Below are 26546 nucleotides of genomic sequence, written 5' to 3'. Positions count from 1 at the left end.
GCCCCTTTCCGGCGATCGCTCTCTCACTACGCATTAATACCCACGCCCCGTCCCCAACAATGGGCAATCCTCCCGACGCGCCCGGAGCCCATGGCGCCATACCTTTGCCGTATCAGCAATCGCGGCAATATTCAGGAGGACAACTGCCATGGAAGAGAACCAGCGCACTGAGGTGGACACCGTCATCCTGGGCGGCGGTCAGGCGGGACTGGCGATGGGCTATTACCTGGCCAAGCAGGGGAAGGACTTCGTGATCCTGGATGAACATGCCCGGGTAGGTGCGGCCTGGCGGGCAAGGTGGGACTCGCTTCGGCTGTTCACGCCTGCAAAATACGACGGCCTTCCGGGAATGCCGTTCCCAGGCGACCATCTGGCGTTCCCCACCAAGGATCAACTGGCGGATTTCCTGGAGGACTACTCCCGACGCTTCGACCTGCCCCTGGTCCTTGGTGCCCGGGTGGATGAGGTCCGGCAGGATGCCGACGGCTTCGTCGTCGTGGCGGGGGAGCAGAGGTGGCATGCCCGGAACGTCGTGGTAGCCACAGGCGGGCACCAGTTGCCCAAGCGGCCGGACTTCGCCAAGGACCTGGGCCCATGGATCGTCCACATGCATTCCACGGACTACCGGAACCCGCAGCAGTTCCAACAGGGACCTGTCCTGGTGGTGGGCCTCGGCAATTCCGGGGCCGAAATAGCGTTGGAAGCCAGCCGGACGCACCAAACGTTCGTGGCAGGAAAACCGAGCGGCGAACTTCCCGTCCGCCATGGCCGGGCCGGGGCACGGTTCTTCCTTCCGGTGATCAGGTTCCTCGGTTTGTATGTCCTGACCCTGAACACCCCCGTCGGGCGCAAGGCAGCACCTGGATTCAAGACCATGGCAGCACCCTTGATCCGGACACGCACCAAGGAGCTCCGCGCGGCGGGTGTGCAGATGGTGCCGAGGGTGGCCGGCATTGCCGCAGGAAAGCCGGTGCTTGAGGACGGAACCGCCCTCGACGTGGCGAATGTGGTGTGGTGCACCGGATACCGGGAGGACTACTCGTGGCTCAAACTGCAGGAAACAGGCTCCTTGGACCACCCCCGCGGCGTGGTGGAATCCGTGCCTGGGCTCTACTTCCTGGGCCAGGAATTCCAGTTCGCTGCCGCCTCCGCCACGCTTCCGGGAGTTGGCAGGGACGCGCGGTACCTGGCCGGCGTCATGGCATCGGTTCGACCTGCCACGCAACGGGGAACCACGGACAGGCAACGCCAACCAGCGGAAAAGCGCAGCGCCTGAAGGCATTAATGTCCGTGGAATACGTCACACAATTTTTCAGTACGATTGAAATAAGGCAACTGAGGATCGTTTGCCCCTGTGAGGCCCGGAATCGGCTTGGAAGGGCACAGTCAGAACACAGGTTCAACTGTGCTGATCCATAGCGATGAATGAACTAATTGACCTCCGGAACCGGGTCTGTCCGGCCCACGTGACTGGGTCGCATGCGCGAAAACGCATATGATGGAACCTTTGTGAATGAGCCTTTGAGGAATCGCCTAACGTGACTGCACCAACGATCCAACAGCCCGCCCGTCCCAACAGGCGGGCCGCCGGACCCGTTGCAAAGTCCAAGTTCCGCCCGGAAATCCAAGGCCTTCGCTCGCTGGCAGTCCTCATGGTGGTCAGCTACCACATTTGGATCGGCCGCGTGTCCGGCGGCGTGGACGTGTTCCTGCTGATCTCCGCATTCCTGATGACACTTCAGTTCACCGGACGCTATAAACAGCGGAGGTCCATGGACCTCATCCGGCACTGGCTCCACTTGTTCCGCCGTTTGCTCCCGGCCGTGGTTGTGGTCCTGCTCAGCACTCTCGCCGCAACGTTCGTTTTCCTTCCGCCCACACGGTGGGTGGAAGTGGTGAACCAGGCATGGGCATCCCTGTTCTACTTCGAGAACTGGCTGCTCCAGACCCTCGCAGTCAACTACTACGCAACCGACCACAGCCTTGCGAGCCCTGTCCAGCACTTCTGGTCGCTCTCCATCCAAGGCCAGGTCTTCATTTTGTGGCCTGTCATCTTCGCCACCATGGCGATCCTTTGCCGGAAGTTCAACCTCCGCTACCGTGCCTCCCTGGCCTACGTCTTCGCGATCATCTTCATCGCATCGCTGACGTACTCCATCATTTTCACAGCCAACAACCAGGCTGTGGCCTACTTCGATACCTTCGCCCGGCTGTGGGAATTCGCCCTGGGAACGCTGGTTGCCCTCATACTTCCGGCCCTCAACTTCTCCAAGCCTGTCCGCGTGGTCATGGGTTGGGTTGGCGTGGTGGCCATGCTCAGTTGCGGGATCATTCTGCAGGTGCAGACGGCCTTCCCGGGCTTCGTTGCGCTGTGGCCCACGCTCGCTGCCGTCTGCGTGATCGCGGCCGGCCAAACCGGAAGCCGCTTCGGCGTGGACCGGATCCTCAGCTCCAAGTTCCTGGTCCGGTTGGGTGACAACTCCTACGCCCTCTACCTGTGGCACTGGCCCATTCTGGTCATTGCGTTGGCCTGGAGCGGAAAGGAACACGCTGGCTGGTTGTCAGGATCAGCGATCGTCGCTTTGGCCCTGGTCCTGGCGTTCCTGACCACCAAGTTCGTGGAAAAGCCGTTCCGTGAGTGGAAGTGGCCTGAAGTGAAGAAGTGGCGGGCTGCGGTTTCCATCGCTGCCTGCCTGGCCATTGCCTGCACGCCGCTCCTGGGCTTCCAGTACAAGCAGTACCTTGACCAGAAGGCCGCCGAGACCCAGGCCTTCAACGACAACCCTGGGGCGCACGCCCTCCTTCCGGGCTACGTGGACTTGGTGGCCGACGGCGCGAAGACGCTTCCGACGGCGGAACAGTTGCCGGAAGACTGGGCGCACCTTGGAGACTCCTGTGAGGGAGATACCAAGCCGGATGACAAACTCCTGGCGGACAACTGCCAGACCAACGGTGTTGGCGACGACGCCGTCAAGAACATCGTGGTGCTGGGTGACTCCCACTCCCAGCAATGGCTGGCGGCGATCGGCCCCCTGGCCGAGGCTGAACATTGGAAGGTCACTGCACTCCTGCTGGGCGGTTGCCATTTCATGCCGCAGAATCCTGACGCTGAAGCGCAGTGCAACGACTTCAACGCCGCGGCCTTCAAGTACGTGGCCTCGAAGACGCCGGACGCTGTGTTCATGGTGGGAACCATGGCTTCCCCGTCGTCGCCGGACGAGAAGCTCGTCTATGGCTTTGACCAGACGGTGACCAACTTCAACGACCTGGGCATCCAGGTTGTGGCCATCCGTGACAACCCACGCTACGACTACAACGTCACCGAGTGCGCCCTGGCCAAGGGCGTGGACAGCTCGGAGTGCAAGTCGGACGAGCCGGACGTACTGGCCGCCGAAAGCCCGTTTGCCGCGGTGCAGGGGACCTTTGGCAACGCCGCGTTCCTGGATATGACCGACCTCCTGTGCGACGGCGTGACGTGCCCCAGCGTCATTGGAAACGTGTTCGTCTATCTGGACGATAACCATTTGTCCAAGACGTACGTCACCAGCATGGGGGACATGTTTGACGAGAGGTGGTTTGCCGCGACGGGGTGGACGCGATGATGGCTAAAGCAGCGATGGATAAGGCACAAAAAACGACGGCGGAACGCGCCTTCCGTCCGGAGGTCCAAGGCCTGCGTGCCTTGGCGGTGTTGATGGTGGCCGCCTACCACATCTGGCTCGGCCGGGTGTCCGGCGGCGTGGATGTGTTCCTGCTCATCTCGGCATTCCTGCTGACCTTGTCCTTCACCCGGAAGCTGGAGAGCCACAAGCCACTCCAACTCCTGAGGCACTGGCTGCACGTCTTCAAGCGGCTGCTGCCCGCCGTCGTCGTGGTTTTGCTTGCGGTCCTCACCGCTACTTGGACCTTTATTCCGCAAAGCCGTTGGCCTGATGTCCTCGCCGAGGCGTGGGCCTCCCTGCTGTACCGGCAGAACTGGCAGCTTGCTGAATCTGCGGTGGACTATTACGCCCAGGACCACTCCGGTGCCAGCCCGCTGCAGCACTTCTGGTCCCTGTCCGTCCAGGGCCAGGTGTTCATTCTTTGGCCGTTGGTCTTTGCCGGGGTGGCCCTCCTTCAGCCGTACCTGGCCAAACTGTTCCCGCGCAGCAAGGCCGTGGCCCACAGGCAGTTGCTGTTCATGGCCTTTGGGCTGATCTTCGTGGCGTCGCTCCTTTTCTCGATCGACCAAACGGCCACCAACCAGGAGATTGCGTACTTCGATACACGCACCCGGCTGTGGGAGTTCGCGCTGGGCTCCTTGCTGGCCCTGGCATTGCCCTACCTCAAGCCGGGGCGCCGGCTGCGGGTGTTCCTGGGCTGGGCCGGGCTGGCCGCCATGCTGTCCTGCGGGCTGATCCTGACTGTTGACCGCTCCTTCCCGGGCTTCGTCGCTTTGTGGCCTACGTTGGCCGCCGCTGCCGTGATCGTCGCCGGTCAGAGCGATAGCCGTTTTGGCGCGGATCGTTTCCTCAGCTCCAGGCCGCTGGTCCTGGTAGGCGACAACTCCTACGCCCTTTACCTGTGGCACTGGCCGGTCCTGGTGTTCTTCCTCCTGGTCACCGAAACCGCCACGCCCAACATCCTCCAGGGCCTGGCCATCATGGCGGTTTCCATGGTGCTGGCCGTTGCCACCACCCGTTACGTGGAACGTCCGATGCGGCGCTGGGAGTGGCCGAACGTGCGGTCCTGGCGTGCCGCCGTCGTGATTGCTTCCTGCGGTGCGCTGCTCGCCTTGCCGGTCACCGTCTGGCAGGGTGCCATTTCTTCGGAGAGCGCTGCCATCGCGGACCAGCCCATGGAGCTGACTCCCGGCGCTGCCGCACTGGCGCCGCAAAATGCAGGCCAACCGACACCGGACGCCAAGATCATCCCTGCCCCGGCAGCCATGAAGGACGAATGGGCGGATATTGATGGATTGTGCACCGGGGACAATGTGCCGTCCGATCCCTTGTTGGAGGGCTGCCTCCAGAACGACGAGCCGGAGGTGGTCACCAAGAAGATCGTCGTCCTGGGCGACTCGCACGCACAGCAGTACATGGCTGCCCTGGGACCCATTGCCAAGGCGCACGGTTGGGAAGTGGTCACCCTCCTGAAGGGCAGTTGCCGCTTCGGGGCGGAGTCGGACGAACGGACCGAAGAATGCAACGCGTTCAACAAAGCCAGCGCCGCTTACGTCATGGAACACAAACCGGACGCGGTGTTCACCGTGGCCTCGCTGACCCACGTGACAGCGCCGTTCGAGACGGAGGTGCCCGGGTATTTGGACGGTATCAAACCGTTCACGGATGCCGGGATTGACGTTGTTGGAGTCCGCGACAATCCACGCTTCAGCATCAACATGCCCGAGTGCGTCCAGAAGAAGGGCCCGGATTCCCCAGATTGCAACGCCCCGCTGGAAGAGTCGCTGGCCGCGTCCTCGCCACTGGATGACTACGTGGGCAAGGTGGACCGGCTCTTCCTGATGGACATGAGCGACTTCATTTGCGAGCAGGGAACATGCCCTGCCGTGGTGGGGAACGTCTACGTCTATAAGGACGACAACCACCTCACCAAGACCTACGTGCAGAGCATGATTCCCATGTTCGAGGAGCGGTTGCTGGCGGCGACTGGCTGGTCAGCCGGCTAGCCCCACCAGCCGCTTGCGCACCAGGTGAAGCACGACGGCGGCCTGCCGCCAGTGCTGTTGCTCACACTCGGCCGCCACGGAATATGGCGACGGGCGCTGAGGTTCTAGTATTTATCCAACACTTCTGCACAGGCCAGTCCCGTAATGACGGGCTGGTCATCAGTTGCAACCCCTACCAGTTCCAGTCCCCAAACCCAGGTAAGAGGCGCACTCATGACCCAGCCCGAACACGATCCTTTTGGCTTCATTGGCCTGACCTACGACGACGTCCTGCTGCTTCCCGGACACACTGACGTCATTCCGTCCGACGCTGACACCTCCTCCCGCCTGTCCCGGCGCATCTCCGTCCAGACGCCGCTGCTCTCCGCAGCCATGGACACCGTGACCGAGTCCCGCATGGCCATTGCCATGGCACGCCAGGGTGGCCTCGGGGTAGTCCACCGCAACCTGTCCATCGACGACCAGGCCGAGCATGTGGACCGCGTGAAGCGCAGCGAGTCCGGCATGATCACCAACCCGCTGACCATCAATCCCGAAGCGACGTTGCAGGAGCTCGACGAACTGTGCTCCCGCTACCGTGTTTCCGGCCTCCCGGTGGTCGACCCGGAGGGCCGCCTCCTGGGCATCGTCACCAACCGCGACACCCGTTTCATTCCCGAGTCCGAGTTCCCCACCCGCCGCGTCAGCGACGCCATGACCAAGATGCCCCTGGTCACCGGGCACGTGGGCATCAGCCGGGAAGAGGCTTCCCACAAGCTGGCCACCAACAAGATCGAGAAGCTCCCGTTGGTGGACGACCAGGGCCGCCTCAAGGGCCTGATCACCACCAAGGACTTCACCAAGGCTGAGCAGTACCCGCTCGCCACCAAGGACGACGAGGGCCGCCTGCGCGTAGGTGCTGCCATCGGCTTCTTCGGCGACGGCTGGGAGCGCGCCATGAAGCTCATCGACGCCGGCGTGGACGCGTTGTTCGTGGACACGGCCAACGGCCACTCGCAGGGCGTGCTGGACATGATCTCCCGCCTGAAGTCGGATCCCGTTGCCGCGCACGTGGACATCATCGGCGGCCAGGCAGCCACCCGTGAAGGTGCCCAGGCCCTCATTGACGCAGGCGCCGACGGCATCAAGGTTGGCGTGGGCCCCGGTTCCATCTGCACCACCCGCGTGGTGGCGGGTGTGGGCGTTCCCCAGATCACGGCCATCTACGAGTCCGCCAAGGCTGCGATTCCGGCCGGCGTGCCGCTGATCGCCGACGGCGGCCTGCAGTACTCGGGCGATATCGGCAAGGCCCTCGTAGCCGGTGCCGACACCGTAATGCTCGGCTCCCTGCTCGCCGGTTGTGAGGAGTCCCCGGGCGACCTCATCTTCGTCAACGGCAAGCAGTTCAAGAGCTACCGCGGTATGGGTTCCCTCGGCGCCATGCAGTCCCGCGGAAAGAACACGTCCTACTCCAAGGACCGCTACTTCCAGGCCGACGTCTCCGGTGACGACAAGCTGATCCCCGAAGGCATCGAAGGCCGCGTGGCCTACCGTGGCCCGCTGGCATCGGTTGCCTACCAGCTCGTCGGCGGCCTCCGCCAGACCATGTTCTACACGGGCGCACCCACAGTTCCCGAACTCAAGGCCCGCGGCAAGTTCGTCCGCATCACGCCGGCCGGCCTGAAGGAATCGCACCCGCACGACATCCAGATGACCGTCGAAGCGCCGAACTACAACTCCCGCTGACACCCCCAAGGTTCCCCGTGGATTGTCCACGGGGAACCTTTGTTTTCGGGCCCACCCCACCGGCGCACAGGAGTGGGCATAGGCTGTGCACATGTCTGCGATACCCCCGGGGCCACGGCACCCGGAATCCGTCCGGGTGACCAAGACGCCGCCCCGCAAGCTGGCCTTGCGCCCGTACGCACGCGCCGTCGGACAGGTCTTGAAAGTGAGTTTCAAGGCCTCGCCGGCAGCGGTCATCATGAAGGTTGTCGGCTCGCTGATCTCGGCCACCTTGCCGCTGGTCACGACCTATTTCGCCGCGCTCACCACCACTGCTCTGGCGGCAGGTTACGCGGGAGACCCCGACGCCGGTCCGCGGGCAGTTCTGTACGTCGTCATTACCGCGGCGCTGGGGTTGTTCTGGGGCGGGTTCAGCAGCGTAGACCGCTATATCCAGCAGCTCATGAGCTTCCGCGTGGGCGCGATCGTGGGGGACCTGATGTACCAGAGGTTCCTCGCGCTGGAGTTCTGGCGTTACGACGACAAGGAAACCGTAGACCTCTACGACCGTGCCAAGCGCTTCTCCGATTCCTACGCCCGGGTGCTGGACCGCATAGCCGCCATCTTCACGCAGCTCGTCTCGGTCATCCTGGCCATCGGAGCCCTGGTGTTGGTCAGCTGGTGGATCGCCGTAATTGTCCTGGTGGCGATCGTTCCCAGCGTCTACCTGCAGTTCAAGCTCTCCCGCGAGCAGATTGCCCACTGGAATACCCAGGTTGATTCGCGTCGCCAGCGCAGGATGATCGAGCAGAACCTGCTCCGCCCGCAGCACATCGCGGAGATGCGGCTCTACGGGATTGTGAATTACCTGATGGATATCCGTTCCCGGCTGCGCGATGCGGACGAACGACGCCGGCTCGATTTCCAGAAGCGCTACATCCCCAAGCAGTTGGCCGCCGACGCCCTGCAGTATGGCGCAGAAGTTGTCTCGTTGGTCTGGGTGGTGGGCCAGATCATCGCCCGCGCCCAACCAGTGGGGCAATTCCTGTACGTCCAGCAGATCGTGAGCCGTGCCCTGTCCACGGCCAACAACCTGGTCTCTTCCCTCAGCTCCATCGACGAGGATTTGGCGAACCTCAAGGACTACGAGCTGTTCATGGCGCTCCCGGTCCCCAGCGGACACGAGCCGCCGTTGACCCGGTCCCCGCAGACGGTGGAGATGCAGGACATCCGCTTCAGCTACACGGGCAGCGACATCGAAGTCATCAAGGGCATCTCGCTGACCATCAAAGCCGGCCAGCACATAGCGATCGTGGGGGAGAACGGAGCTGGTAAGTCCACCTTGATCCGTATCTTGGCCGGGCTCTACCGGCCGGATTCCGGCCGTGTACTGCTCGACGGCGTGGACCTCGCCCATGTTGATGTGGCCAGCTGGCACCGGCATCTGGCCGTCCTGAGCCAGGAGTTCCTCAAATACGAGTTCGCCACTGCGGCCGAGAACATCTACCTTGGCGACGTCGAACAGCCTCGGGACGAGCAACGCGTCCGGCGCGCGGCCTCGGATGCGGAGGCGATGGACTTCATCAGCAAATTGCCCAACGGTCTGGAGAACCACGTCAGCAACTGGATGGAGGACCCACGTGGCCGGAAGGGCAGCGGATTGTCCGGCGGCCAGTGGCAACGCCTGGCCATGGCCCGGAACTTCTACCGCGATGCGTCCTTCATGGTCATGGACGAGCCCACCTCGGCCATCGACGCCTTGGCCGAACACCGGATCTTCACCCGGCTGTTCGCCGACCGGAGCAGCACCATCATCGCCATCAGCCACCGGCTGGCAACCATCGAGAAGGCAGACGTCGTGTACATGCTGGAAGACGGGCGGATTGCCGAGCAGGGGACACACAAGGAACTGGTTGCCCTACGCGGACGCTACTTCCGGATGTTCGAGTCCCAGCTCACCGTGGATGAGACCAGCCGGCGGGATCCCGCGGCTTAGAGCGGACCGTATCCGGCGTTGCCGTACGGATCGCGCCAGGTCACGAGGTCCTGTTCCAGGAGCGCCCGGAAACGGGGATCGGTCGCTGCCTTGCGACGAAGGGATTCGCGTGAACGCCCCATGATGGTGGCCGGGACGATGATGGCGCCCACCAGAAGGCAGACGACGAACGCCAGCACCATGGCCAACGTCAGCAGAACCCCGGGATCCTGCCACGTGGAGGGTTTGGCCGTGAAGGCAAACAGCCCAATGAAGACGATCAAGATGAACGCCACGAAGGACAGCGCGCCCCGCAGGTTCCCGGGCCCACGATTGACAAGCGCCCGGTCTGTCCGCGGCAAGCGATCCCGCACCCTGACGTAGAAGACTCCGCAGAGCACTGCAAGTGCCGCGCCCGGAAGGCCGAGGGAGGGAAGCAGCGCGAACGTGCCGAGTCGAACGGCCAGGAGGACGCCCATCAGCACCAGGACTGTGCCGATCCCCACTCCGGCAGCCCAGGCACCCATGTAGGAGCCCCGTGCCCCGGCGATTTCGCGCAGTCGTGAGCGCGCACCCGCGGGGGTGACCGCTGCGAGTTCCGGAGAAAGCCAGTAGTCCAGCGGACGGTCAGGAGGAGAGAGGGGAGACGGGCCGGTTTGGTAGCTCACCCGGGTTATCGCTCCAGCCCTGCGCGGATCAGGGAGTCGAGCTGCCCGCGCTCAAGCGCCGACGATTTGAGGTTCTCGCCTTCCCCTGTCGCGATGGACAAGGCACCGTCTGCTTCCGCTTTGACGTGGACCGCGCGGGAGGTTCCGTCAATGAAATGCTGGCGGGTTGTGGCGGCGGCGGGGAATCCGTCCGGCGCCTGGCTCAGGTAGTAGTCGGCCATCTGCACGGCCGTGGTGATCATGCCTTCTGTGCCCGTGATGGGGTGGAGTTCGTGGACGCCGTACTTGCTCAGGTTGAGCAGCAGGGCGCCCTGCTCGGCGCCGAACATGAACGAGACGTGCTCCGACGAAGGCGTCACCAGGGCTGTTTCCAGCCACGAGGTGGAATCCGCCAGGACAGCCGTCACCGTCGCGGCCGGCCCCACCGGCAAGAGTGCGTCGTTTTCGATCTTCATCAAGCCACGCTCCAGCAGCGTGGAGACACCGGCCTGTTCCAACGGCGACCCGGCGGCGTGGTCGAGGCGGAACAGGGTTTGGCACCTCAGCGCGCCGTCGGTGCCGGCCAGCGCAATCAGGGCAATGAGCTCATGTTCGGTGATGAGCAACGCCTGGGTTTCTTCGGTCTGGGTGGTCATTTCTGCCCTCTCGTGAGCGATTCTCTGTCCAGTCTAGGAAATGGGTGGTTCAGGTGAGCCATCCCCAGACCTTCTTCGCACCGTCGGCTATGGATTCCCCCACGTCCTTGGCGCCTTCCCAGACATGCTTGGCGCCGTCAGCCACCATGGAAGAAGCGGAGTCGTAACCCAGGTGCGTGGCCAGGAGGCCGAGGCCGCCCCACGCGATGCCGGCAACTGCGCAGGCAGGGCCGATCACAGGTACAAAGCTACCTACGGCCAAGGCCGCGGAGATCCCGCCATCTACGGCCATTCCGGGATGTCCCGTTTGGATCCCTTGGTAGACCTGCAACCCACCGGTGACGATGCCCAGTGCTCCGGAAAGCCGGCCCAGCATCGACGTGCCGTTGAGCAGTTGTGTCCCCTTGACGTATCCGGCACCGGCGGCCTGACCGTATTGGGCACCCAGCCAAGGCCACCTCGTCAGTTCCGTGACCAATCCGCCTTTGGCCATCTGGGCAAGGATGTTGTCTGCAAACAGGCCGCCGGCGGTCACCAGCCCGTTTCCTGCCCACCATGCCTCGCTGCCGGTGACGCCGAACAATCCTTCGAGACCAGTGACAGGAGTTGGCTGGTTTCCGCTTCCGCCGGGGACCGGCGGAAGAGCCGGTCCATTTGGCCCATAACCGGAGGCACCGCCCGGGGTGCTTGCCTTGTCTTGTTCATCGGCCTGGGTGCGGAGGGTCTTGGATGCGTCATCCAACGACCGTGCCGTTTTGTGCAGGAGGGGCCGCAGGGTGCTGCTCCATTCGCGGCGGAACCGGTCTCCGTCGGTTCCCTTCCAGGCAACGCTGGAGATCAGCCCGCTGATCTGGAGTTCCTGGTTCTGGAGCCGGCTGCCGGCCTGTCCCATTTGTTTGGATAATGAGCGGAGCTGTTCAATGTCGGCTCCGTAGAATCCAGGCGCCATGGGTCCCCCCTTGCATGGTGTGGTTGTGTTTTCGCAGGCTATCGGATAGTTCCCGGACTCTGCCATGGGCAGCCCTGCCCATGTGGAGGGGCCGTTCCGGTGGGTTCGTTGGCGCGCTTTGTGAAGTGCTCCCCTTGATGGCCGAACCGGCGTTCCGGGAGCGGTCCAGTAAAGTAAGAGCCGTGACTTATGAGATTGAGATTGGCCGTGGCAAGCGTGGGCGTCGTGCCTACTCCCTGGATGACATCGCGATCGTCCCGAACCGCCGGACGCGCGACCCGAAGGATGTCTCGGTCTCGTGGCAGATCGACGCCTACAAGTTCGATACGCCGGTGATCGGCGCTCCCATGGACTCCGTGATGTCTCCTGAAACCGCGATTGCCCTGGGACGCCTGGGTGGCCTCGGTGTCCTGGACCTCGAAGGCCTCTGGACCCGTTACGAAAACCCGCAGAAGGTCCTCGACGAGATCGCCGGCCTGGCCGACGAGACCAGCAGCCCGGCCGTCACCCGCCGGATGCAGGACCTCTACCAGGCCCCGGTCCAGCCGGAACTCATCAGCTCCCGCCTGGCCGAGATCCGCGCCGCCGGAGTCACCGTGGCCGGCTCCCTGACCCCGCAGCGTACCCAGGAACACTACAAGACCGTGGTGGCTGCCGGCGTCGATATCTTTGTGATCCGCGGTACCACCGTCTCCGCCGAGCATGTCTCCAAGAACCACGAGCCGCTCAACCTGAAGCAGTTCATCTACGAACTGGATGTTCCCGTCATCGTTGGCGGTGCGGCCGGTTACACGCCTGCCCTCCACTTGATGCGCACCGGCGCGGCCGGCGTCCTCGTCGGCTTCGGTGGCGGTGCCACCACCACCACCCGCCGTGCACTGGGCATCCATTCGCCCATGGCTTCCGCCATCTCCGACGTCGCTGCCGCCCGCCGCGACTACATGGATGAGTCCGGCGGACGCTACGTGCACGTCATCGCCGACGGCGGCATGGGCAGTTCCGGCGACATCGTCAAGGCCATCGCCATGGGCGCAGACGCCGTCATGCTCGGCAGCGCGCTGGCACGCGCCGAGGAAGCCCCCGGCCGTGGCTGGCACTGGGGCCCCGAAGCCCACCACCTCGAGTCCCCGCGCGGCGACCGCGTCAACGTTGGCACGGTCGGGCCGCTTGAGGAAGTGCTGTTTGGGCCGGGCCACCACACGGATGGAACGTCCAACCTGATCGGTGCCCTGCGCCGGTCGATGGCCACCACAGGCTACTCCGACCTCAAGGAGTTCCAGCGCGTGGACGTAGTGGTTTCGCCCTACGCCGGCAACTAATACTGCGGTATCAGCAGCCCCCGCCGGGTCCGGAGCAATCCGGACCCGGCGGGGGTTTCGCTTTGCTTCCGAGGGCGCTTCGCCGTCCTGCCGGGCGGGCACTGCCCACGACGGCGGCCAGCAAGTAGGGTAGGGGGACTACCAGCAATTGCGTTTGAGGAGGAGTCCGATGAGCAATGTCGCAGGCGGCCCACAGGTGAATCCCTCCGGAGCCCTGAGCCCGGAGTCCCGTGCCGCTTCCATCGAAGCCTTGAAAGCCACAGCGGAATCGGGCAAGGAACTCGACATCCTGATTGTCGGCGGTGGCGTGGTGGGTGCGGGGGCGGCGCTTGACGCCGTGACGCGTGGACTCACGGTGGGCATCGTCGAAGCCCGTGACTGGGCCTCGGGAACCTCGTCGCGTTCCTCCAAGCTCATTCACGGCGGCCTGCGCTACCTGGAGATGCTGGACTTCGCGTTGGTCCAGGAAGCCCTCCAGGAACGCGGCCTCCTGATCCAGACCATTGCTCCGCATCTGGTGCGCCCAGTGCCTTTCCTGTACCCGCTGACCCGCAGGCTGTGGGAGCGGCCCTACGTTGGCGCCGGCATCATGCTGTACGACACCCTCGGCGTCACCTCCGGCCACAGCCGCGGCGTGCCGATGCACAAGCACCTGTCCAAGCGTGGCACCTTGCGGGCGGCTCCCAGCCTCAAGGACGACGCCTTCGTGGGTTCCATCCGCTACTACGACGCCCAGGTGGACGATGCCCGCCTGGTGGTTAACGTGGTCAGGACCGCTGCGCACTACGGCGCCTACGCCGCGAACCGGGTCCGCGTGGTGGATTTCCTCCGCGAAGGCGAACGCGTGGTGGGAGCCAAGCTGGAGAACCAGGAAGACGGCACCGTCTTCGAAGTCCGTGCCAAGCAGGTTGTCAACGCCACGGGCGTCTGGACTGACGAGACACAGGCGATGGTCACCGACAGGGGCCAGTTGAAAGTACGGGCGTCCAAGGGTATTCACCTGGTGGTCCCGCGGGACAGGTTCCAATCCACCGTGGGACTGATCCTTCGCACGGAGAAGTCGGTGCTCTTCGTCATACCCTGGGGCCGCCACTGGATCATTGGCACCACGGACACCGACTGGAAGTTGGACAAGGCGCACCCGGCGGCGTCCAGCAAGGACATTGACTACGTCCTGGAACACGTCAACCGCGTCCTCAAGCGTCCGCTGACCCGGGAAGATGTGGAAGGCGTCTACGCGGGCCTCCGGCCGCTGCTCGCCGGCGACAACGACTCCACCGCCAAGCTGTCCCGCGAACACGTGGTGGCACACCCGGTCCCCGGGCTCGTGGTGGTGGCTGGCGGCAAGTACACAACGTACAGGGTCATGGCCAAGGATGCAGTGGACGAGGCAACCCGGGCCATGGACGAGCGTGTTCCCTCCAGTTGCACCGAGACCATTCCGCTGCTCGGTGCTGAGGGCTTCAAAGCGGCGTGGAACCGTCGCGCCCGCTCGGCCGACGAGGCCGGAGTCCACGTGGCCAGGGTGGAGCACCTGCTCAACCGTTATGGGTCCATGGCGTCGGAAGTGTTGGGACTGATCGCCCGCCAACCCGGGCTGGGAGAACCGCTGCCGGGCGCGGACGATTACCTGGCAGCCGAGGTGGTCTACGCCACGACGCACGAGGGCGCACGTCATGTTCACGACGTTTTGACGCGCAGGACGCGGATTTCCATCGAAGCGTGGGACCGGGGTGTGTCCGCCGTGCCCGTAGTGGCTAAGCTGATGGGAGAAATCCTCGGCTGGAGCGAAACCCAGCGCGAAAGCGAAATCAAGCACTATCTGGCGCGGGTAGAGGCCGAACGGCTGAGCCAGGAGCAACCCGACGACGAGTCGGCAGATGCCGCGCGCATGGGAGTCGATGACATCGTTCCCCTTCGCTGACGCGCGTCGGGAACCATGAAGCCGGGGAGCTGCGGCCGGAAGGCCACACTGGAGGGAAACACGACTTGGCCGAACCACTTGACCGGTATGACGCGGAACTGACCACGCCGGACACCGTCATTCTTGAACTTGTTGCTTCAGACAAGAGTGATGCCGCGGCCCAACTTGCGGAAAGGCTCTACGCCGCCGGCCGGATCTCCAACCTGGAAGGGTTCCTGGAGACCGTCAATTCGCGCGAACACCAGTTGGCCACGGGCTTGCCGGGCGGCATCGGGCTCCCGCACGCACGCAGCGAGTACGTGGACCGGATCTCCATCGCCGTGGGCGTTACCAAGTTCGGGCATTCCCTCGACTTCGGCGCCAGCGATGGCCCGGCCACTGTGGTCCTGTTGATCGCTACCCCCGCAAGCTCCTTCTCCGACCACCTGGAAGTCCTGGCCACCCTGGCCCGGTCCCTGTCCAAGGAGTCCTTCCGCGAATCGCTCCGTCGTGCGCACGATCCCGAGGTCATCTCCGAGCTCATCAACTCAAGCCTGGTGTTCTTCGACCACTAAAGGCACAACCCGTTTCGTTGTTCTACAGCCGGACGAAGTACGGTTAAGGGGTGTTGAAAACTGCGTTGAAACCCCGTTGGATCGCAGGACTGGTCTTTGCGCTCCTGCTGTCCGGGGTGTTCGTGCTGCTCAGCCAGTGGCAGCTGAGCCGCTCGACGCAGCACGAACCGCCGGAGCCGTCCAGCGTGGAGGATGTCAAGCCGTTGGTGGACGTCCTCAAGCCGGGACAATTCTTCCCCGGCTCGGTCCAGGACCAGATGGTCAGCGCTACGGGACACTACGACGCCGGTAAGCAGGTTCTGGTCGAAGGCAGGCTCTTCGACAACCAAAAGGGCTACTGGATCGTCTCGGCGTTCGCAGTGGACAACGCTCCCAAGCTCAGCGGCGTCGCAGCGTCGCCCCAGACCTGGATTCCGGTAGCCCGCGGTTGGGTGGCCGATCCCGCCCAAGCCGACCAGCCGCCGTCGGGCACTGTGACGGTGACCGGCCGCCTGCTGCCGTCTGAAGCGCCGGTGCCAAATGTCGACGCCGGTCAAGGCCGTGCGTCCGCTGTCGCCGTTGCGGAACTCATCAACGACTGGGGAGTGTCCAGCTACCCCGGATTCGTTGCCGCAACCTCCCAAACCACGGACGCGGGACCCGTAGCTGCCAACGACGCCGTAAAGGCACTGAACATTCCTGCCCAACCCCCGGCCCAACAGGTCAATTGGCTCAACCTGTTCTACTCCGTGGAGTGGGTGGTCTTCGCAGGATTCGCCCTGTACATCTGGTGGCGGATGGTGGCGGACGACTATCGCCGTGGCCTCGAAGGCGATGACGACGAGTACGAGGACGAGCCGGATGACCATCCAGCTCCGGAACAACAAGCAACTGAGCCGAACAACAGTGAGCCAGAACAAAAGGTGCAACCATGATTGAGCCCAAACCGGCCATCCAGCCCGAACAGTCCGGACCCAAGCCCAAGAAGCGGCGGTTCGGCGGAACGGAAGCCCAGATCCGTTCGGCGTTGAAGTTCTACAAGGTCATGGCCTACCTCACCGGTGCCATGCTGCTCCTCCTGTGCGCTGAACTGATCGCCCGTTACGGCTTTGGGGTGTCCCTCTTCGCCGGCGGAACCGACGCCGTGACCGGACAGCCATTCGGCTTCGGGTTCGCCGAGTCGGAGCCCAAGGGAGTGATCGGCGGATTCAACATTTCCACCACGGTCCTGATCGTCCACGGCTGGATGTATGTGGTGTACCTGATCTCCAACTTCCGCCTGTGGTCGCTCCTGCGCTGGCCGTTCTCCAAGCTGATTCTCCTGGCGGCAGGTGGCGTTGTTCCGCTCATGTCCTTCATCGTGGAGAAGAAGTTCCACGCCCAGGTTGAGGCCGAGCTCGCTGCTAATCCGCAGGCCTCCAAGCGCTACTAGGCTCCTCCGCGGCCCGACGCATGTGAGATGCCTTACGGACGCCCCGGATTTGCCCTCTTCAAGGCCGCCCCGGTGTGCACCGGGGCGGCCCGGCAAAGTAGTCTTGTTTGGTGACTACTCCCACCGCACCCCAGACTTCCCAGAAGCCGGTGCTGGTTGTTGACTACGGTGCCCAGTACGCGCAGCTGATTGCCCGCCGCGTCCGCGAAGCGAATGTGTATTCGGAGATTGTTCCGCACACGTTCACCACCGAGCAGCTTCTGGCCAAGAACCCGGCAGCCATCATCCTGTCCGGCGGACCCTCCAGTGTCTACGCCGAAGGAGCTCCGAACGTCGGAGCGGACCTTTTCGAGGCCGGAGTGCCCGTCTTCGGCATTTGCTACGGCTTCCAGGCCATGGCGAACGCCCTGGGTGGCAAGGTTGCCCAGACCGGCCTGCGGGAGTACGGCGCAACTGAGGCCCTCCTTGTTGGCGACGCACGTTCCATCCTTGACGGCGTTCCGGCGTCCCAGAACACCTGGATGAGCCACGGTGACTCCGTCCATGAGGCACCCGAGGGCTTCGAGGTGCTGGCAACGACTGCCGGAGCTCCAGTGGCCGCCTTCGCCAATGAGGAGAAGCGCCTTTACGGTGTGCAGTGGCACCCTGAAGTGAAGCACTCCGTCCTTGGCCAGCATGTCCTCGAGAACTTCCTGTTCAAGGGTGCCGGCCTGACCCCTAACTGGACCACCGGGAACATCCTTGAGGAGCAGGTGGAGCGCATCCGCCAGCAAATCGGCGACTCCAAGGTTATTTGTGGCCTCTCCGGTGGCGTTGACTCGGCCGTAGCAGCAGCACTCGTTCAGCGTGCCGTGGGGGACCAGCTGACTTGTGTGTTCGTGGACCACGGACTTCTTCGTGAAGGCGAAGCCGAGCAGGTGGAGCGCGACTTCGTTGCCGCCACCGGCGTCAACCTCTACGTTGCCAACGAGCAAGAGCGCTTCCAGTCCGCTCTGGCAGGGGTCAGCGATCCCGAGACCAAGCGCAAGATCATCGGCCGGGAATTCATTCGCGCCTTCGAGGAGGCGGAGCGGGCCATCATCGCCCAGGCCGCTGCCGAAGGCGAAAAGATCAAGTTCCTGGTCCAGGGCACGCTTTACCCGGACGTCGTCGAGTCCGGCGGCGGCGAGGGTGCAGCGAACATCAAGAGCCACCACAACGTGGGCGGGCTCCCCGAGGACCTGCAGTTCGAACTCGTGGAGCCGCTGCGCGCGCTCTTCAAGGATGAGGTTCGCGCTGTTGGCGCCCAGCTGGGCCTGCCGCAGGAAATCGTCGGCCGCCAGCCCTTCCCTGGCCCCGGCCTGGGCATCCGCATCGTGGGGGAAGTGACCAAGGAGCGGCTGGACCTGCTGCGGAAGGCTGACGCCATTGCCCGTGCGGAACTGACCGCCGCCGGCCTGGACAACGACGTGTGGCAGATGCCGGTAGTGCTGTTGGCGGATGTCCGAAGCGTCGGCGTGCAGGGTGATGGCCGTACTTACGGCCACCCGATCGTGCTGCGTCCCGTGTCCTCCGAGGACGCCATGACGGCCGACTGGTCCCGCCTGCCCTATGACCTCCTGGCCCGGATCTCCAACCGGATCACCAACGAGGTGGACGGTGTGAACCGCGTGGTGCTGGACGTGACCAGCAAGCCGCCGGGAACCATCGAGTGGGAATAGCAGTGTGAATGGCCGGTCTCCTTCGGGAGGCCGGCCATTGTGCTGCCCGCCTGGACCATGCTTTGCGGGACTGTGAAATGACGGCGAATTTTGCCATGTCCAGTGTTGCGGAGCGGGCTCCGGGCGTATTCCCGCTACCCTCGAAAGTATGCCGGTATGGTCCAAGGCGTCTAAAGCTAGTTCAGAAAAGAAGGCAGAAGTTGTGTCATTAGGTCAAGGCCACGAAGAGGACTCCGAAGAGCTCCGGAAATGGCTGTCTGGACTTAAGCCCGTTACCGGGGCGGACACCATGCTTCGCTTCGTCAAGACGCCGGAAGGCGCAATCGACCTCAGCACGGCGCACCCGTCCGGCCTGGCACAGTTGCTCGCAGGACGCCGAACTCGCTTGTCCACGCTGATCCGGGACCGCCAGCAATACCTGGTTGCTGCCCGTGCCGCGCGCAATATCCGTTCCAAGATCTTTGAACTCGGCAACGACCGTGGCATCGAGGCGGGCTACCTTTCTGCTGGAACCGTGGTGTGGACTTCCGCCGTAGGAGGCAAACCGCAGCGCGTTTCGGCGCCCGTCATGCTGACCGCCATCACGCTGACCGTCCGTCCTGGAGAGGACGACTTCGAGCTGCAATTGACCGAACAGGCCCGGATGAACCCCGCCTTGGTTCGGCACCTCAAGACTGTCCATGGCATTGTGTTCGACGTCAACGCGGTAGCACGGATGGCGTACAACACCGCGCGGCTGGATCCGCAGCCGGTCCTCGACCGCCTCGCCACGCTGGTACAACCGATCCATGGTGCGGACGTTGAGTTCAACCTGCTGGTAACCACGCTTGCCGACCTCTCCGGCAACCTCGACGATCCTTGGATCAACATGAACAACCCCACCGTGGCCGCATTGGCTACGGCGGCCAATGGCGGCGACGTGGAGCCCGAGCCGATCAAGGCCGGTCGTTTCCCCAGCCTGGACGAGCGCGATCCCGCCGACGAACTCCTGCTCCTGGACGCCGACACCGACCAGCAGTACGTGGTGGATGCTGTCCGCGCCGGCGATTCCCTGGTGGTCAGCACGCCTCCCGGCAGCGGACAAACGCAGACAGCCATTAACGCGGTTGGTGCGTTGGTGGCTGAGGGCAAGTCCGTCCTGGTGGTGGGGGAGCGCCAGTCGAGCCTCGCAGCCCTCTCTGCGCATCTTGACACCCTGGGGCTCGAATCGATGCTTTTCCGCCCCGGCAACGGCACTACGCCGCAACAGCTGAAGGGTCAGCTGGTCCGGGCCATCATGCGGAACGAGAAAGCCCTGGAACCCCAGCTGGGCAACCTCCACGAGACCTTGACGGGGCACCGCCATGCCCTGACGGACCATGTGGCTTCGCTGCACAACGTGCGTGAACGGTGGGGCTGCTCGCCGTACCAGGCCATGCAGTCCCTCGCCGAGCTGACGTCCATCCACCCGGCCCCGTCCACCACCGTGAGGCTCAAGCGCAGCGTCCTGGACAACATCAAGGACCGCGAGGAACTGGCCGGCCGCCTGCGCCGCGCTGCGGAACTGGGCAGCTTCAGCAAGGCATCCACGTCCAGCCCTTGGTACGGTGCTCGACTGGTCACGCGCAAAGAAACCGAGGAAGCGCAACAGCTTGCCCGGCTGGCCGAGGAGAAGCTTCCTGTCCTTCGCGACCGGATGAAGCAGTTGGCCGACCACGCCGAGATCCGGCTCGGGGAGACGTTCACCGAGTGGGGTACCCAACTCGAGCTGCTGATTGCCGTGCGTGAGAGCCTGGACAAGTTCACCCCGGACATTTTCGACCGTCCCGTCCACGACCTCATCTCCGCTACGGCGAGCTCTTCCTGGCGCCGCGAACGCAACCTTGAGATGCCGTCCATGCAGCGTTCCCGTTTGCGCCGGGTAGCCAAGGAATACGTGCGACCAGGTGTCCACATCGCAGATCTCCACAGCTCGCTGGTCCTGGTCCAGGAGCAGCGCGCGTTGTGGGCCGGCTACGCCACCACCCAGCGGCATCCCGCCGTGCCTTCCGGCCTTGCCGACCTTGGGGCGCTTTACCGCGAACTCGATGGCGAGTTGCAGCGTCTTGGCGAGGCCCTCCAGCACACCTCCGACGGCGGCTCCCTGCATGGAAGTCCCTACACGGAGCTCATGGAACGGCTGGAACGGCTTGTGGCCGATACCGCCACCTTGGAAACCCTTCCTGAACGCACCCTCCTGATTGAGCAGATGCGTGAGCATGGACTGGGCGACTTGCTGACCGACCTTGCCGCGCGTGAAGTCCCTGCCGCATCCGTCGCGGCCGAGCTTGACCTCGCGTGGTGGCAGTCTGCGCTGGAAGCCATGATCAGCGGCGATGACTACCTTGCCATGTCCGACGGCGATTCGCTGCGGCAGCTTGAGGCCGAATTCCGCTTGGCCGACCAAGCGCATATTGCCAGTGGTGCCGCACGCCTGCGGTGGCAGCTGGCCAGCCGGTGGCGCCAAGGAATCGTGGAACACCCGCGCCAGGCAGAACTGCTCCGCGCCCTGCTCAAGGATGGCCGGGTGACACTCCCGGCATTGAGCGCCCAGGCACCCGACCTGGTGCCGCTGCTGGTCCCTGTGTGGTCAGTCAGCCCGTACCTGCTGACGGGGGTGCTTCCCGCTGAGCAGAAGTTCGATGCCGTGGTGATCATCGACGCCGAGTCGACGTCCCTCCAGGCAGTGCTCCCGGCCATCGCCCGTGCCCGCCAGGTCATTGCCTTCGGCGACGCGAAGATCGCCAACGCCCGAACCTTCAGCGTGGCAGTAGAACCTCCAGTGGCCGGAGTTGCCAGCCACGAACCCGTGGACAGTGCCTTCACCGCGCTGGCGAGGGTCCTGCCGACGTGGCAACTGAACTGGGTGTACCGGGCCGTGGACGAGGACCTGGTCCTCCAGCTCAGCAAGAACTATTACGACGGCGGGTTGCGGCGCCTTCCGGACGGCAGCTCCGTGACGGGCCTGGACCGTTCCATCCTGGTGGAGTACATCCCGGACGGTACCGGACTTCCCGGGGCGGACCATGAGGGTGTGGAATCCGTGACGGCGGAGGTCAACCGCGTGGTGGACCTTGTCTTCGAGCACGCCCGGCTGCGTCCCCGCACGTCCTTGGCCGTGGTTACAGCGAGCCTGCGGCATGCGGCCCGCATCGGTGAAGCGATCAGGCTCCAGCTGCCCAACCACCCGTTGCTCTCTGCCTTCTTTGGTGCGGGACCGGAGTCCTTCCGCGTGGTGGATCTGGAACGCGCACAGGGACTGGTGCGGGACCATGTGATCTTCTCCTTGGGATATGGCCGCACGCCGCACGGACGAGCCCTGCATTCTTTCGGGCCTTTGTCCGTTGAAGGCGGACGCAACCGCTTTGCCCTGGCCATGACCCGAGCCCGCCGTTCCCTGCACGTGCTGAGCTGCTTCCGTCCTGAAGACCTGGACCTGGACCGCTTGTCGCACGGGGCCGTGGACTTTTATGAGTTGCTGGACCGGGAGTTGTCCGGGAACAGCAACCTGGGCACGCCGGCATCCCGCGCCGTGGCCAGTGAGCAGGCCCTCGGCGAGGATCCGCTGGTGGCCGATCTTGGCGACCGCCTGCGGGCGCGGGGAGCGCGGGTATGGCACCTCTATGATGGAGTGCTGGACATCGCTGCCGCGGCCGATCCTGTGCACACGATCGGCCGGGAAGGCGCCGAGGTTCCCACCCCGGTGGCCATTGAATCCGACGGCACCGAGCGTTACCGGCGGATGAGCGTCCGGGAACGCAGCAGGTTGCGTCCCCAACTGCTGGAGCGGATGGGCTGGCGGTACATGTCCCTGTGGACTATCGAGGTGTTCACTGATCCCTCCTCCTGCGCTGACCGTATTGGCTCTTACCTGGGCCTGGAGAACCATGTGCCGCAAGCTGCCACCGTCCCGCACCATGGTTTTCTGGACATGGACGTAGAACAATTGGACGTGGGCAGCGTCCAAGCCTTCGTGGCCCGCCCGTCCTCGGTGGGCTCCCGGGACCGTGCGGACAACCCGGAACCTGAAGTCGTGAAAGAAGAACCAGTGAGCACTGAGGAACCTGCCGTAGAGCCCGCACAGAAGGAAGGACAGCCCGGGGAACCGGGCCAGGAAACACTGGCGAACGCTTCCGAAGGTTCCGCAGAACCGGCCTCCGTCGACCAGGATTCGGGTGAGGCCAACGAGACCAGTAAGGCGATCGAGACCCGTGAGGCGAACGAGTCCCGTGAAGCGAACGAGTCCCACGAGGGCTCGGAGTCCGGAAAGGGCGCGGACGACGAAGACTTGAAGTCCGCAGCTGTGAAGCCCGCTTCCACGGGAATCCTGCCCAACAAGGCCTCGGAGGACGACCCCCGCCGGTGGGGCGACGAGTCCGGCTACGACCACGATCAGTGGCTGAAGGAGCAGCGGCCGCCTCACTGGGGCTGATCCCGGACGCTGATCAAGAGGTATTGATGAGCACGAAGAAGAGCTTGCCTTGCGTGGATGCGCCGGCAAGCTTTTCTGCTTGCTGAGGGTCTGCCGCTACCACAACCAGGCCGTCGGTATCGCTTGTTCCCAGCCAGGGCCCGGCCTTCCCGCCTTGGCCCGACGTCCAGAGCACGGGGACGGGGCCAGCGAGAGTCTGGTTCTGGCGGGATCCTTCGTAGGAGTCAGCAGGGGTCAGCACCACGTTGACGAGTTGTCCGGGGGAGAGCAACTGAATGGACGAGGGATCGGCCATGCGCAAGGGAACTGCTGCGGATCCTTCGGGCGCCCCTATGAGAAGGCCCGGACCCAGGAGATTCGCTTCGGTAGGAATTTGTCCCTTGGCCAAGGGCGAAGACAACTGGCGTCCGGCCAGCGATGCGGGGTCGCCAATGGCCCCCGAAATTGCCATGTCCTGTGGGACACCCATGCTGATGAAGTCTCCTTGGCTGAGACTTGTCCCCGCGGGCAGGTCCCGGGCGGCCACCACAATGCTGATGCGGTGCTCAGGGGCGGGAGTGAGCTGCTGGACGGCGATGCCGGCCGCCACGCACAGCAGAAGGGCTACAAGCAGCCGGCGGTGACGGGCAAGGCGGGAAAGGAACAGCAGCCGGGGGAGGCTGCCAGACGCGGGCACTGACGGACGCCCGGACGTGTAGCGCGTGCGGACTCCGCCATGTGCATGGCGCGTTCGGGCAAAGCGAGGAGAGGACGGTGAGTGTGGCATGACGCCACGCTAACCACCGTCACCGGCCGTCAGGCAGTGGCCCGCAGCCCTATGTGGATAAGTGGGTCTAGCTCGCGGCAGCGGCGGGCGCCGGCGTGGCGGCCGGTGCAGATGCCGGTGCCGGTGCAGCCGAAGGTGCAGCAGAAACGGTGCTGCTGCCCTTGGAATCGCGGGAATCCGTGCGGTAGAAGCCGGAGCCCTTGAATACAACACCGACGCTGTTGAACTTCTTGCGCAGGGCGCCCTGGCATTCCGGGCACTCCGTCAGCGAACTGTCCGAAAACGACTGGACGATGTCAAAGGCATGGTCACAGTCTTTGCAGGCGTATGCGTATGTGGGCACTGAATTCCTCCTCAGGACAAACGTCAGGTCCTGTGCAGCCTCGGCGGAGGGATCTCCGCCTTAGCAGTCGCAGGGCCTGAGTGCCAATTCTATCATCCGGCTGTTCAACCGCCACCCTGAAGTTGCCGGCCGTACGCCACCATAACTACCTGCCGAGCCGCACAATTCCCGATGGCGTGAGGGCCTCGGGGACGGGCTGGTCAAAAGGCTCGGCCGGGATGGCGCCGGAAGGCAACACATCGTCGTCGTACGTCACCGCGATGGTGCGGGGCTGCCGGCCCGAGGTGCCGAGGCCTTGGAGGAAGCGGTCGTAGTAGCCGCCGCCCTGGCCGATCCGGTTGCCGTCTCCGTCCACAGCCGTGGCAGGCATGAAGATGCCGTTGGCGTGCGCGGCGGCATCCGCGCCGTGCCGCTCGCCCTCCGGTTCGTCAATCGGTGCGTATTCCGAGCGGAGGAAGACCGTCTCCGGGGTCCAGAACACCCAGCTCAGTTGCCTGTCCGGCTCGCACACGGGAAGCAGGATCCGGTGGCCGTCCTGGTGCAGGGACTCGATCAGGGGGAGTGTGGGAGGCTCGAAGGCCACGCCCAAGTACACGGTGAAAGTCCCGGGGGCGCCGCCTGAAACGTCCTTGGCCCACGCCGTTCCGTGGGCCGCGAGGGCGTCGCCGGCGATTGCTATCTGCTCAGGAGTCAGCGTGCGACGGTGCAGCCTGCGGGCGGCACGTATTTCTTCCTTCGAGGCCATGATTGTCCGTTCCGTCGGTGCTTTGCCGGTTGGGGCGCCAGTGCCCCAACCAGCCAATTCACCGACAATTTGTGTGTCCCGGCACGGCGGGGGTTTACCTTTTGATGTGTTCCGTCCGTTACATTAGTCCCGTGACTCACCATAACAATGCTGTCCGTAAGGCCGTCATCCCCGCAGCGGGTCTTGGTACCAGGTTCCTCCCCGCCACGAAGGCGATGCCGAAGGAAATGCTGCCCGTGGTTGACAAGCCAGCCATCCAGTATGTGGTCGAAGAAGCCGTGAAAGTTGGACTGCATGACGTCCTGATGATCACCGGCCGCAGCAAGCGTGCGTTGGAGGACCACTTCGACCGTGTTCCTGCGCTTGAAGCCACTTTGGCGGAGAAGGGTGACACGTCCAAGCTCGAAGCCATCCAGTCCGCCACCAACCTTGGTGACATCCACTACGTACGCCAAGGCGACCCGAACGGCCTGGGCCACGCTGTCCTCCGCGCAAAGCAGCACGTAGGACACGAACCTTTTGCCGTCCTGCTCGGCGACGACCTGATCGATCCCAAGGACGATCTCCTGAGCGAAATGATCGCCGTGCAGCAGAAGACCGGCGGATCCGTGGTGGCCCTGATCGAAGTGGAACCGTCCAAGATCAGCGCCTACGGTTGCGCAGACGTCGAGGAGAACGGCGAGGAGGGGTACGTCCGCATCAAGCAGTTGGTGGAGAAGCCTTCCGTTGATGAAGCCCCGTCAAACCTTGCCGTGATTGGTCGCTACGTGCTGCACCCGGCCGTCTTCGACGTCCTCGAGAAGACAGCTCCGGGCCGCGGCGGAGAAATCCAGCTGACCGACGCTCTCGAGGTCCTGGCCCGCGGCGAGGGCGAAGGCTGCGGCGTCTACGGCGTGGTCTTCCGTGGCCGCCGCTACGACACCGGAGACAAGCTGAGCTACTTGAAGGCCTGCATCGAGTTGGCCTGCGAACGAGAAGATCTAGGTCCCGAGCTCCGCGAGTGGCTGCCGGACTTCACTGCCACCCTTCCCCAGTAACACCCGGATGTACGGCTCTGCGATCTGGCCGGTGACGCTGGAAAGCGGAGACCTGGTGCTTCGGCCCATCCGTTACCGGGACAAGCGGGAATGGTCCGAGGTCCGCTCGCGGAACAGTGAATGGCTGGCTCCTTGGGAGGCCTCCAACCCCGCACCGGGTGGGAGCCTCCCAAGCTACCGCCAGATGGTGGCCTCCCTGAACCAACAGGCGCGCCAGGCCACCGCCCTGCCGTTCATCATCGCCGAGTGGACACCGGGCTTCCGGGAACCGCGCATCGTGGGGCAATTGACGGTTTCCTCGATCGTCTGGGGTTCGGCCATGATGGCCACCCTGGGGTATTGGGTGGACAAGGACCGCGCTGGACACGGAATCGCTCCCACCGCTGTGGCGATGGCGACGGATCACTGCTTCCGGACGCTCGGCCTGCACCGCATGGAAATCAACATCCGGCCGGAAAACGCACCCAGCCTGCGCGTGGTGGAGAAACTCGGCTTCCGGGACGAGGGCTACCGCGAAAGGTACCTGCACATCAACGGGGAATGGGCGGACCACAGATCTTTCGCGCTGACCTCCGACGAAGTTCCGCACGGACTCCTGGAAAGCTGGCGGGAAGGAAGAACGGGCAGGTCATAGGCCCTTTTGGGGCTTCCCGGGAATCATTTAGGGACTCGCGGGCGACACACCGGCAGGAATGCCA

20 protein-coding genes are annotated in these 26546 nt (G+C 64.2%); 14 read left to right on the top strand and 6 right to left on the bottom strand.

Translation table 11 applies throughout. The features are described 5' to 3' along the window. Window positions 1-148: 148 nt before the first annotated feature. From ACIQT2_RS05925 to ACIQT2_RS05905, 5 genes are all read left to right on the top strand, one after another. Window positions 149-1276 (top strand): flavin-containing monooxygenase, encoded by a 1128-nt coding sequence (locus ACIQT2_RS05925; protein ID WP_402944512.1) that lies wholly within the window; start codon window positions 149-151, stop codon window positions 1274-1276. A 262-nt stretch (window positions 1277-1538) separates the two neighbouring features. After that, entirely contained in the window at window positions 1539-3602 is a 2064-nt protein-coding gene (locus ACIQT2_RS05920) for an acyltransferase family protein (protein WP_402944509.1), read from the top strand. 14 nt (window positions 3603-3616) lie between these two features. After that, the gene (locus ACIQT2_RS05915; RefSeq protein ID WP_402944506.1) at window positions 3617-5668 is read left to right on the top strand and encodes an acyltransferase family protein; all 2052 of its coding nucleotides are present in this window, start codon (window positions 3617-3619) and stop codon (window positions 5666-5668) included. A gap of 213 nt (window positions 5669-5881) precedes the next feature. Next, complete coding sequence (gene guaB / locus ACIQT2_RS05910) at window positions 5882-7393, top strand: IMP dehydrogenase (RefSeq protein ID WP_400329286.1); 1512 nt, start codon at window positions 5882-5884, stop codon at window positions 7391-7393. Between the two features lie 91 nt (window positions 7394-7484). After that, the gene (locus ACIQT2_RS05905) at window positions 7485-9368 is read left to right on the top strand and encodes an ABC transporter ATP-binding protein (protein WP_402944503.1); all 1884 of its coding nucleotides are present in this window, start codon (window positions 7485-7487) and stop codon (window positions 9366-9368) included. Here ACIQT2_RS05905 and ACIQT2_RS05900 read toward each other — a convergent pair. From ACIQT2_RS05900 to ACIQT2_RS05890, 3 genes are read right to left on the bottom strand one after another with little or no spacing between them, the layout of a single operon-like run. Further along, a complete protein-coding gene (locus tag ACIQT2_RS05900) occupies window positions 9365-10015 on the bottom strand; it encodes a hypothetical protein (protein WP_402944500.1) in 651 nt (216 codons plus the stop codon). The genes ACIQT2_RS05905 and ACIQT2_RS05900 overlap by 4 nt on opposite strands. A gap of 5 nt (window positions 10016-10020) precedes the next feature. Beyond that, the gene (locus ACIQT2_RS05895; RefSeq protein WP_400329294.1) at window positions 10021-10650 is read right to left on the bottom strand and encodes a hypothetical protein; all 630 of its coding nucleotides are present in this window, start codon (window positions 10648-10650) and stop codon (window positions 10021-10023) included. Between the two features lie 49 nt (window positions 10651-10699). Next, the gene (locus ACIQT2_RS05890; RefSeq protein ID WP_400329297.1) at window positions 10700-11599 is read right to left on the bottom strand and encodes a WXG100 family type VII secretion target; all 900 of its coding nucleotides are present in this window, start codon (window positions 11597-11599) and stop codon (window positions 10700-10702) included. A gap of 182 nt (window positions 11600-11781) precedes the next feature. Here ACIQT2_RS05890 and ACIQT2_RS05885 point away from each other — a divergent pair, with 182 nt between their 5' ends. The 7 genes from ACIQT2_RS05885 to ACIQT2_RS05855 all read left to right on the top strand — a co-directional run bounded on the left by ACIQT2_RS05885 (window position 11782) and on the right by ACIQT2_RS05855 (window position 22957). Next, a complete protein-coding gene (locus tag ACIQT2_RS05885; RefSeq protein WP_397322005.1) occupies window positions 11782-12918 on the top strand; it encodes a GuaB3 family IMP dehydrogenase-related protein in 1137 nt (378 codons plus the stop codon). Between the two features lie 169 nt (window positions 12919-13087). Next, window positions 13088-14842 carry a glycerol-3-phosphate dehydrogenase/oxidase gene (locus ACIQT2_RS05880; RefSeq protein ID WP_402944497.1) on the top strand — a complete coding sequence of 585 codons (1755 nt, stop codon included), beginning with the start codon at window positions 13088-13090 and terminating at the stop codon, window positions 14840-14842. Window positions 14843-14907: 65 nt separating this feature from the next. Continuing rightward, window positions 14908-15396, top strand: coding sequence for a PTS sugar transporter subunit IIA (locus tag ACIQT2_RS05875; protein WP_402944495.1), 489 nt, complete (start codon window positions 14908-14910; stop codon window positions 15394-15396). Between the two features lie 50 nt (window positions 15397-15446). Next, the gene (locus ACIQT2_RS05870; RefSeq protein WP_402944492.1) at window positions 15447-16310 is read left to right on the top strand and encodes an SURF1 family protein; all 864 of its coding nucleotides are present in this window, start codon (window positions 15447-15449) and stop codon (window positions 16308-16310) included. Then, complete coding sequence (locus ACIQT2_RS05865; RefSeq protein WP_400329305.1) at window positions 16307-16807, top strand: DUF3817 domain-containing protein; 501 nt, start codon at window positions 16307-16309, stop codon at window positions 16805-16807. The genes ACIQT2_RS05870 and ACIQT2_RS05865 overlap by 4 nt, the downstream gene beginning before the upstream one ends. A gap of 110 nt (window positions 16808-16917) precedes the next feature. Next, window positions 16918-18507, top strand: coding sequence for a glutamine-hydrolyzing GMP synthase (gene guaA / locus ACIQT2_RS05860; RefSeq protein WP_400329307.1), 1590 nt, complete (start codon window positions 16918-16920; stop codon window positions 18505-18507). Between the two features lie 148 nt (window positions 18508-18655). Continuing rightward, window positions 18656-22957 carry an AAA family ATPase gene (locus tag ACIQT2_RS05855; RefSeq protein WP_402944490.1) on the top strand — a complete coding sequence of 1434 codons (4302 nt, stop codon included), beginning with the start codon at window positions 18656-18658 and terminating at the stop codon, window positions 22955-22957. A 13-nt stretch (window positions 22958-22970) separates the two neighbouring features. Here the strand turns inward: ACIQT2_RS05855 and ACIQT2_RS05850 are convergent, their stop codons facing one another. The 3 genes from ACIQT2_RS05850 to ACIQT2_RS05840 all read right to left on the bottom strand — a co-directional run bounded on the left by ACIQT2_RS05850 (window position 22971) and on the right by ACIQT2_RS05840 (window position 24811). Further along, entirely contained in the window at window positions 22971-23723 is a 753-nt protein-coding gene (locus ACIQT2_RS05850; RefSeq protein WP_402944487.1) for a Flp pilus assembly protein CpaB, read from the bottom strand. A 67-nt stretch (window positions 23724-23790) separates the two neighbouring features. Next, window positions 23791-24066, bottom strand: a complete 276-nt coding sequence (locus ACIQT2_RS05845) for an FmdB family zinc ribbon protein (RefSeq protein WP_400329315.1) — start codon at window positions 24064-24066, stop codon at window positions 23791-23793. Between the two features lie 145 nt (window positions 24067-24211). Then, the gene (locus ACIQT2_RS05840) at window positions 24212-24811 is read right to left on the bottom strand and encodes a 5-formyltetrahydrofolate cyclo-ligase (RefSeq protein ID WP_402944485.1); all 600 of its coding nucleotides are present in this window, start codon (window positions 24809-24811) and stop codon (window positions 24212-24214) included. 104 nt (window positions 24812-24915) lie between these two features. Here ACIQT2_RS05840 and galU point away from each other — a divergent pair, with 104 nt between their 5' ends. After that, the gene (galU, locus tag ACIQT2_RS05835; RefSeq protein WP_402944482.1) at window positions 24916-25848 is read left to right on the top strand and encodes a UTP--glucose-1-phosphate uridylyltransferase GalU; all 933 of its coding nucleotides are present in this window, start codon (window positions 24916-24918) and stop codon (window positions 25846-25848) included. 7 nt (window positions 25849-25855) lie between these two features. Continuing rightward, on the top strand, window positions 25856-26482 hold the full coding sequence (locus tag ACIQT2_RS05830) for a GNAT family N-acetyltransferase (protein WP_400329324.1): 627 nt from the start codon (window positions 25856-25858) through the stop codon (window positions 26480-26482). Window positions 26483-26546 lie beyond the last annotated feature (64 nt).

It is taken from the genome of Paenarthrobacter sp. NPDC090522 (assembly GCF_044769225.1).
Lineage (GTDB): Bacteria > Actinomycetota > Actinomycetes > Actinomycetales > Micrococcaceae > Arthrobacter.
This window is presented reverse-complemented; position numbering and strand designations above follow the sequence as displayed.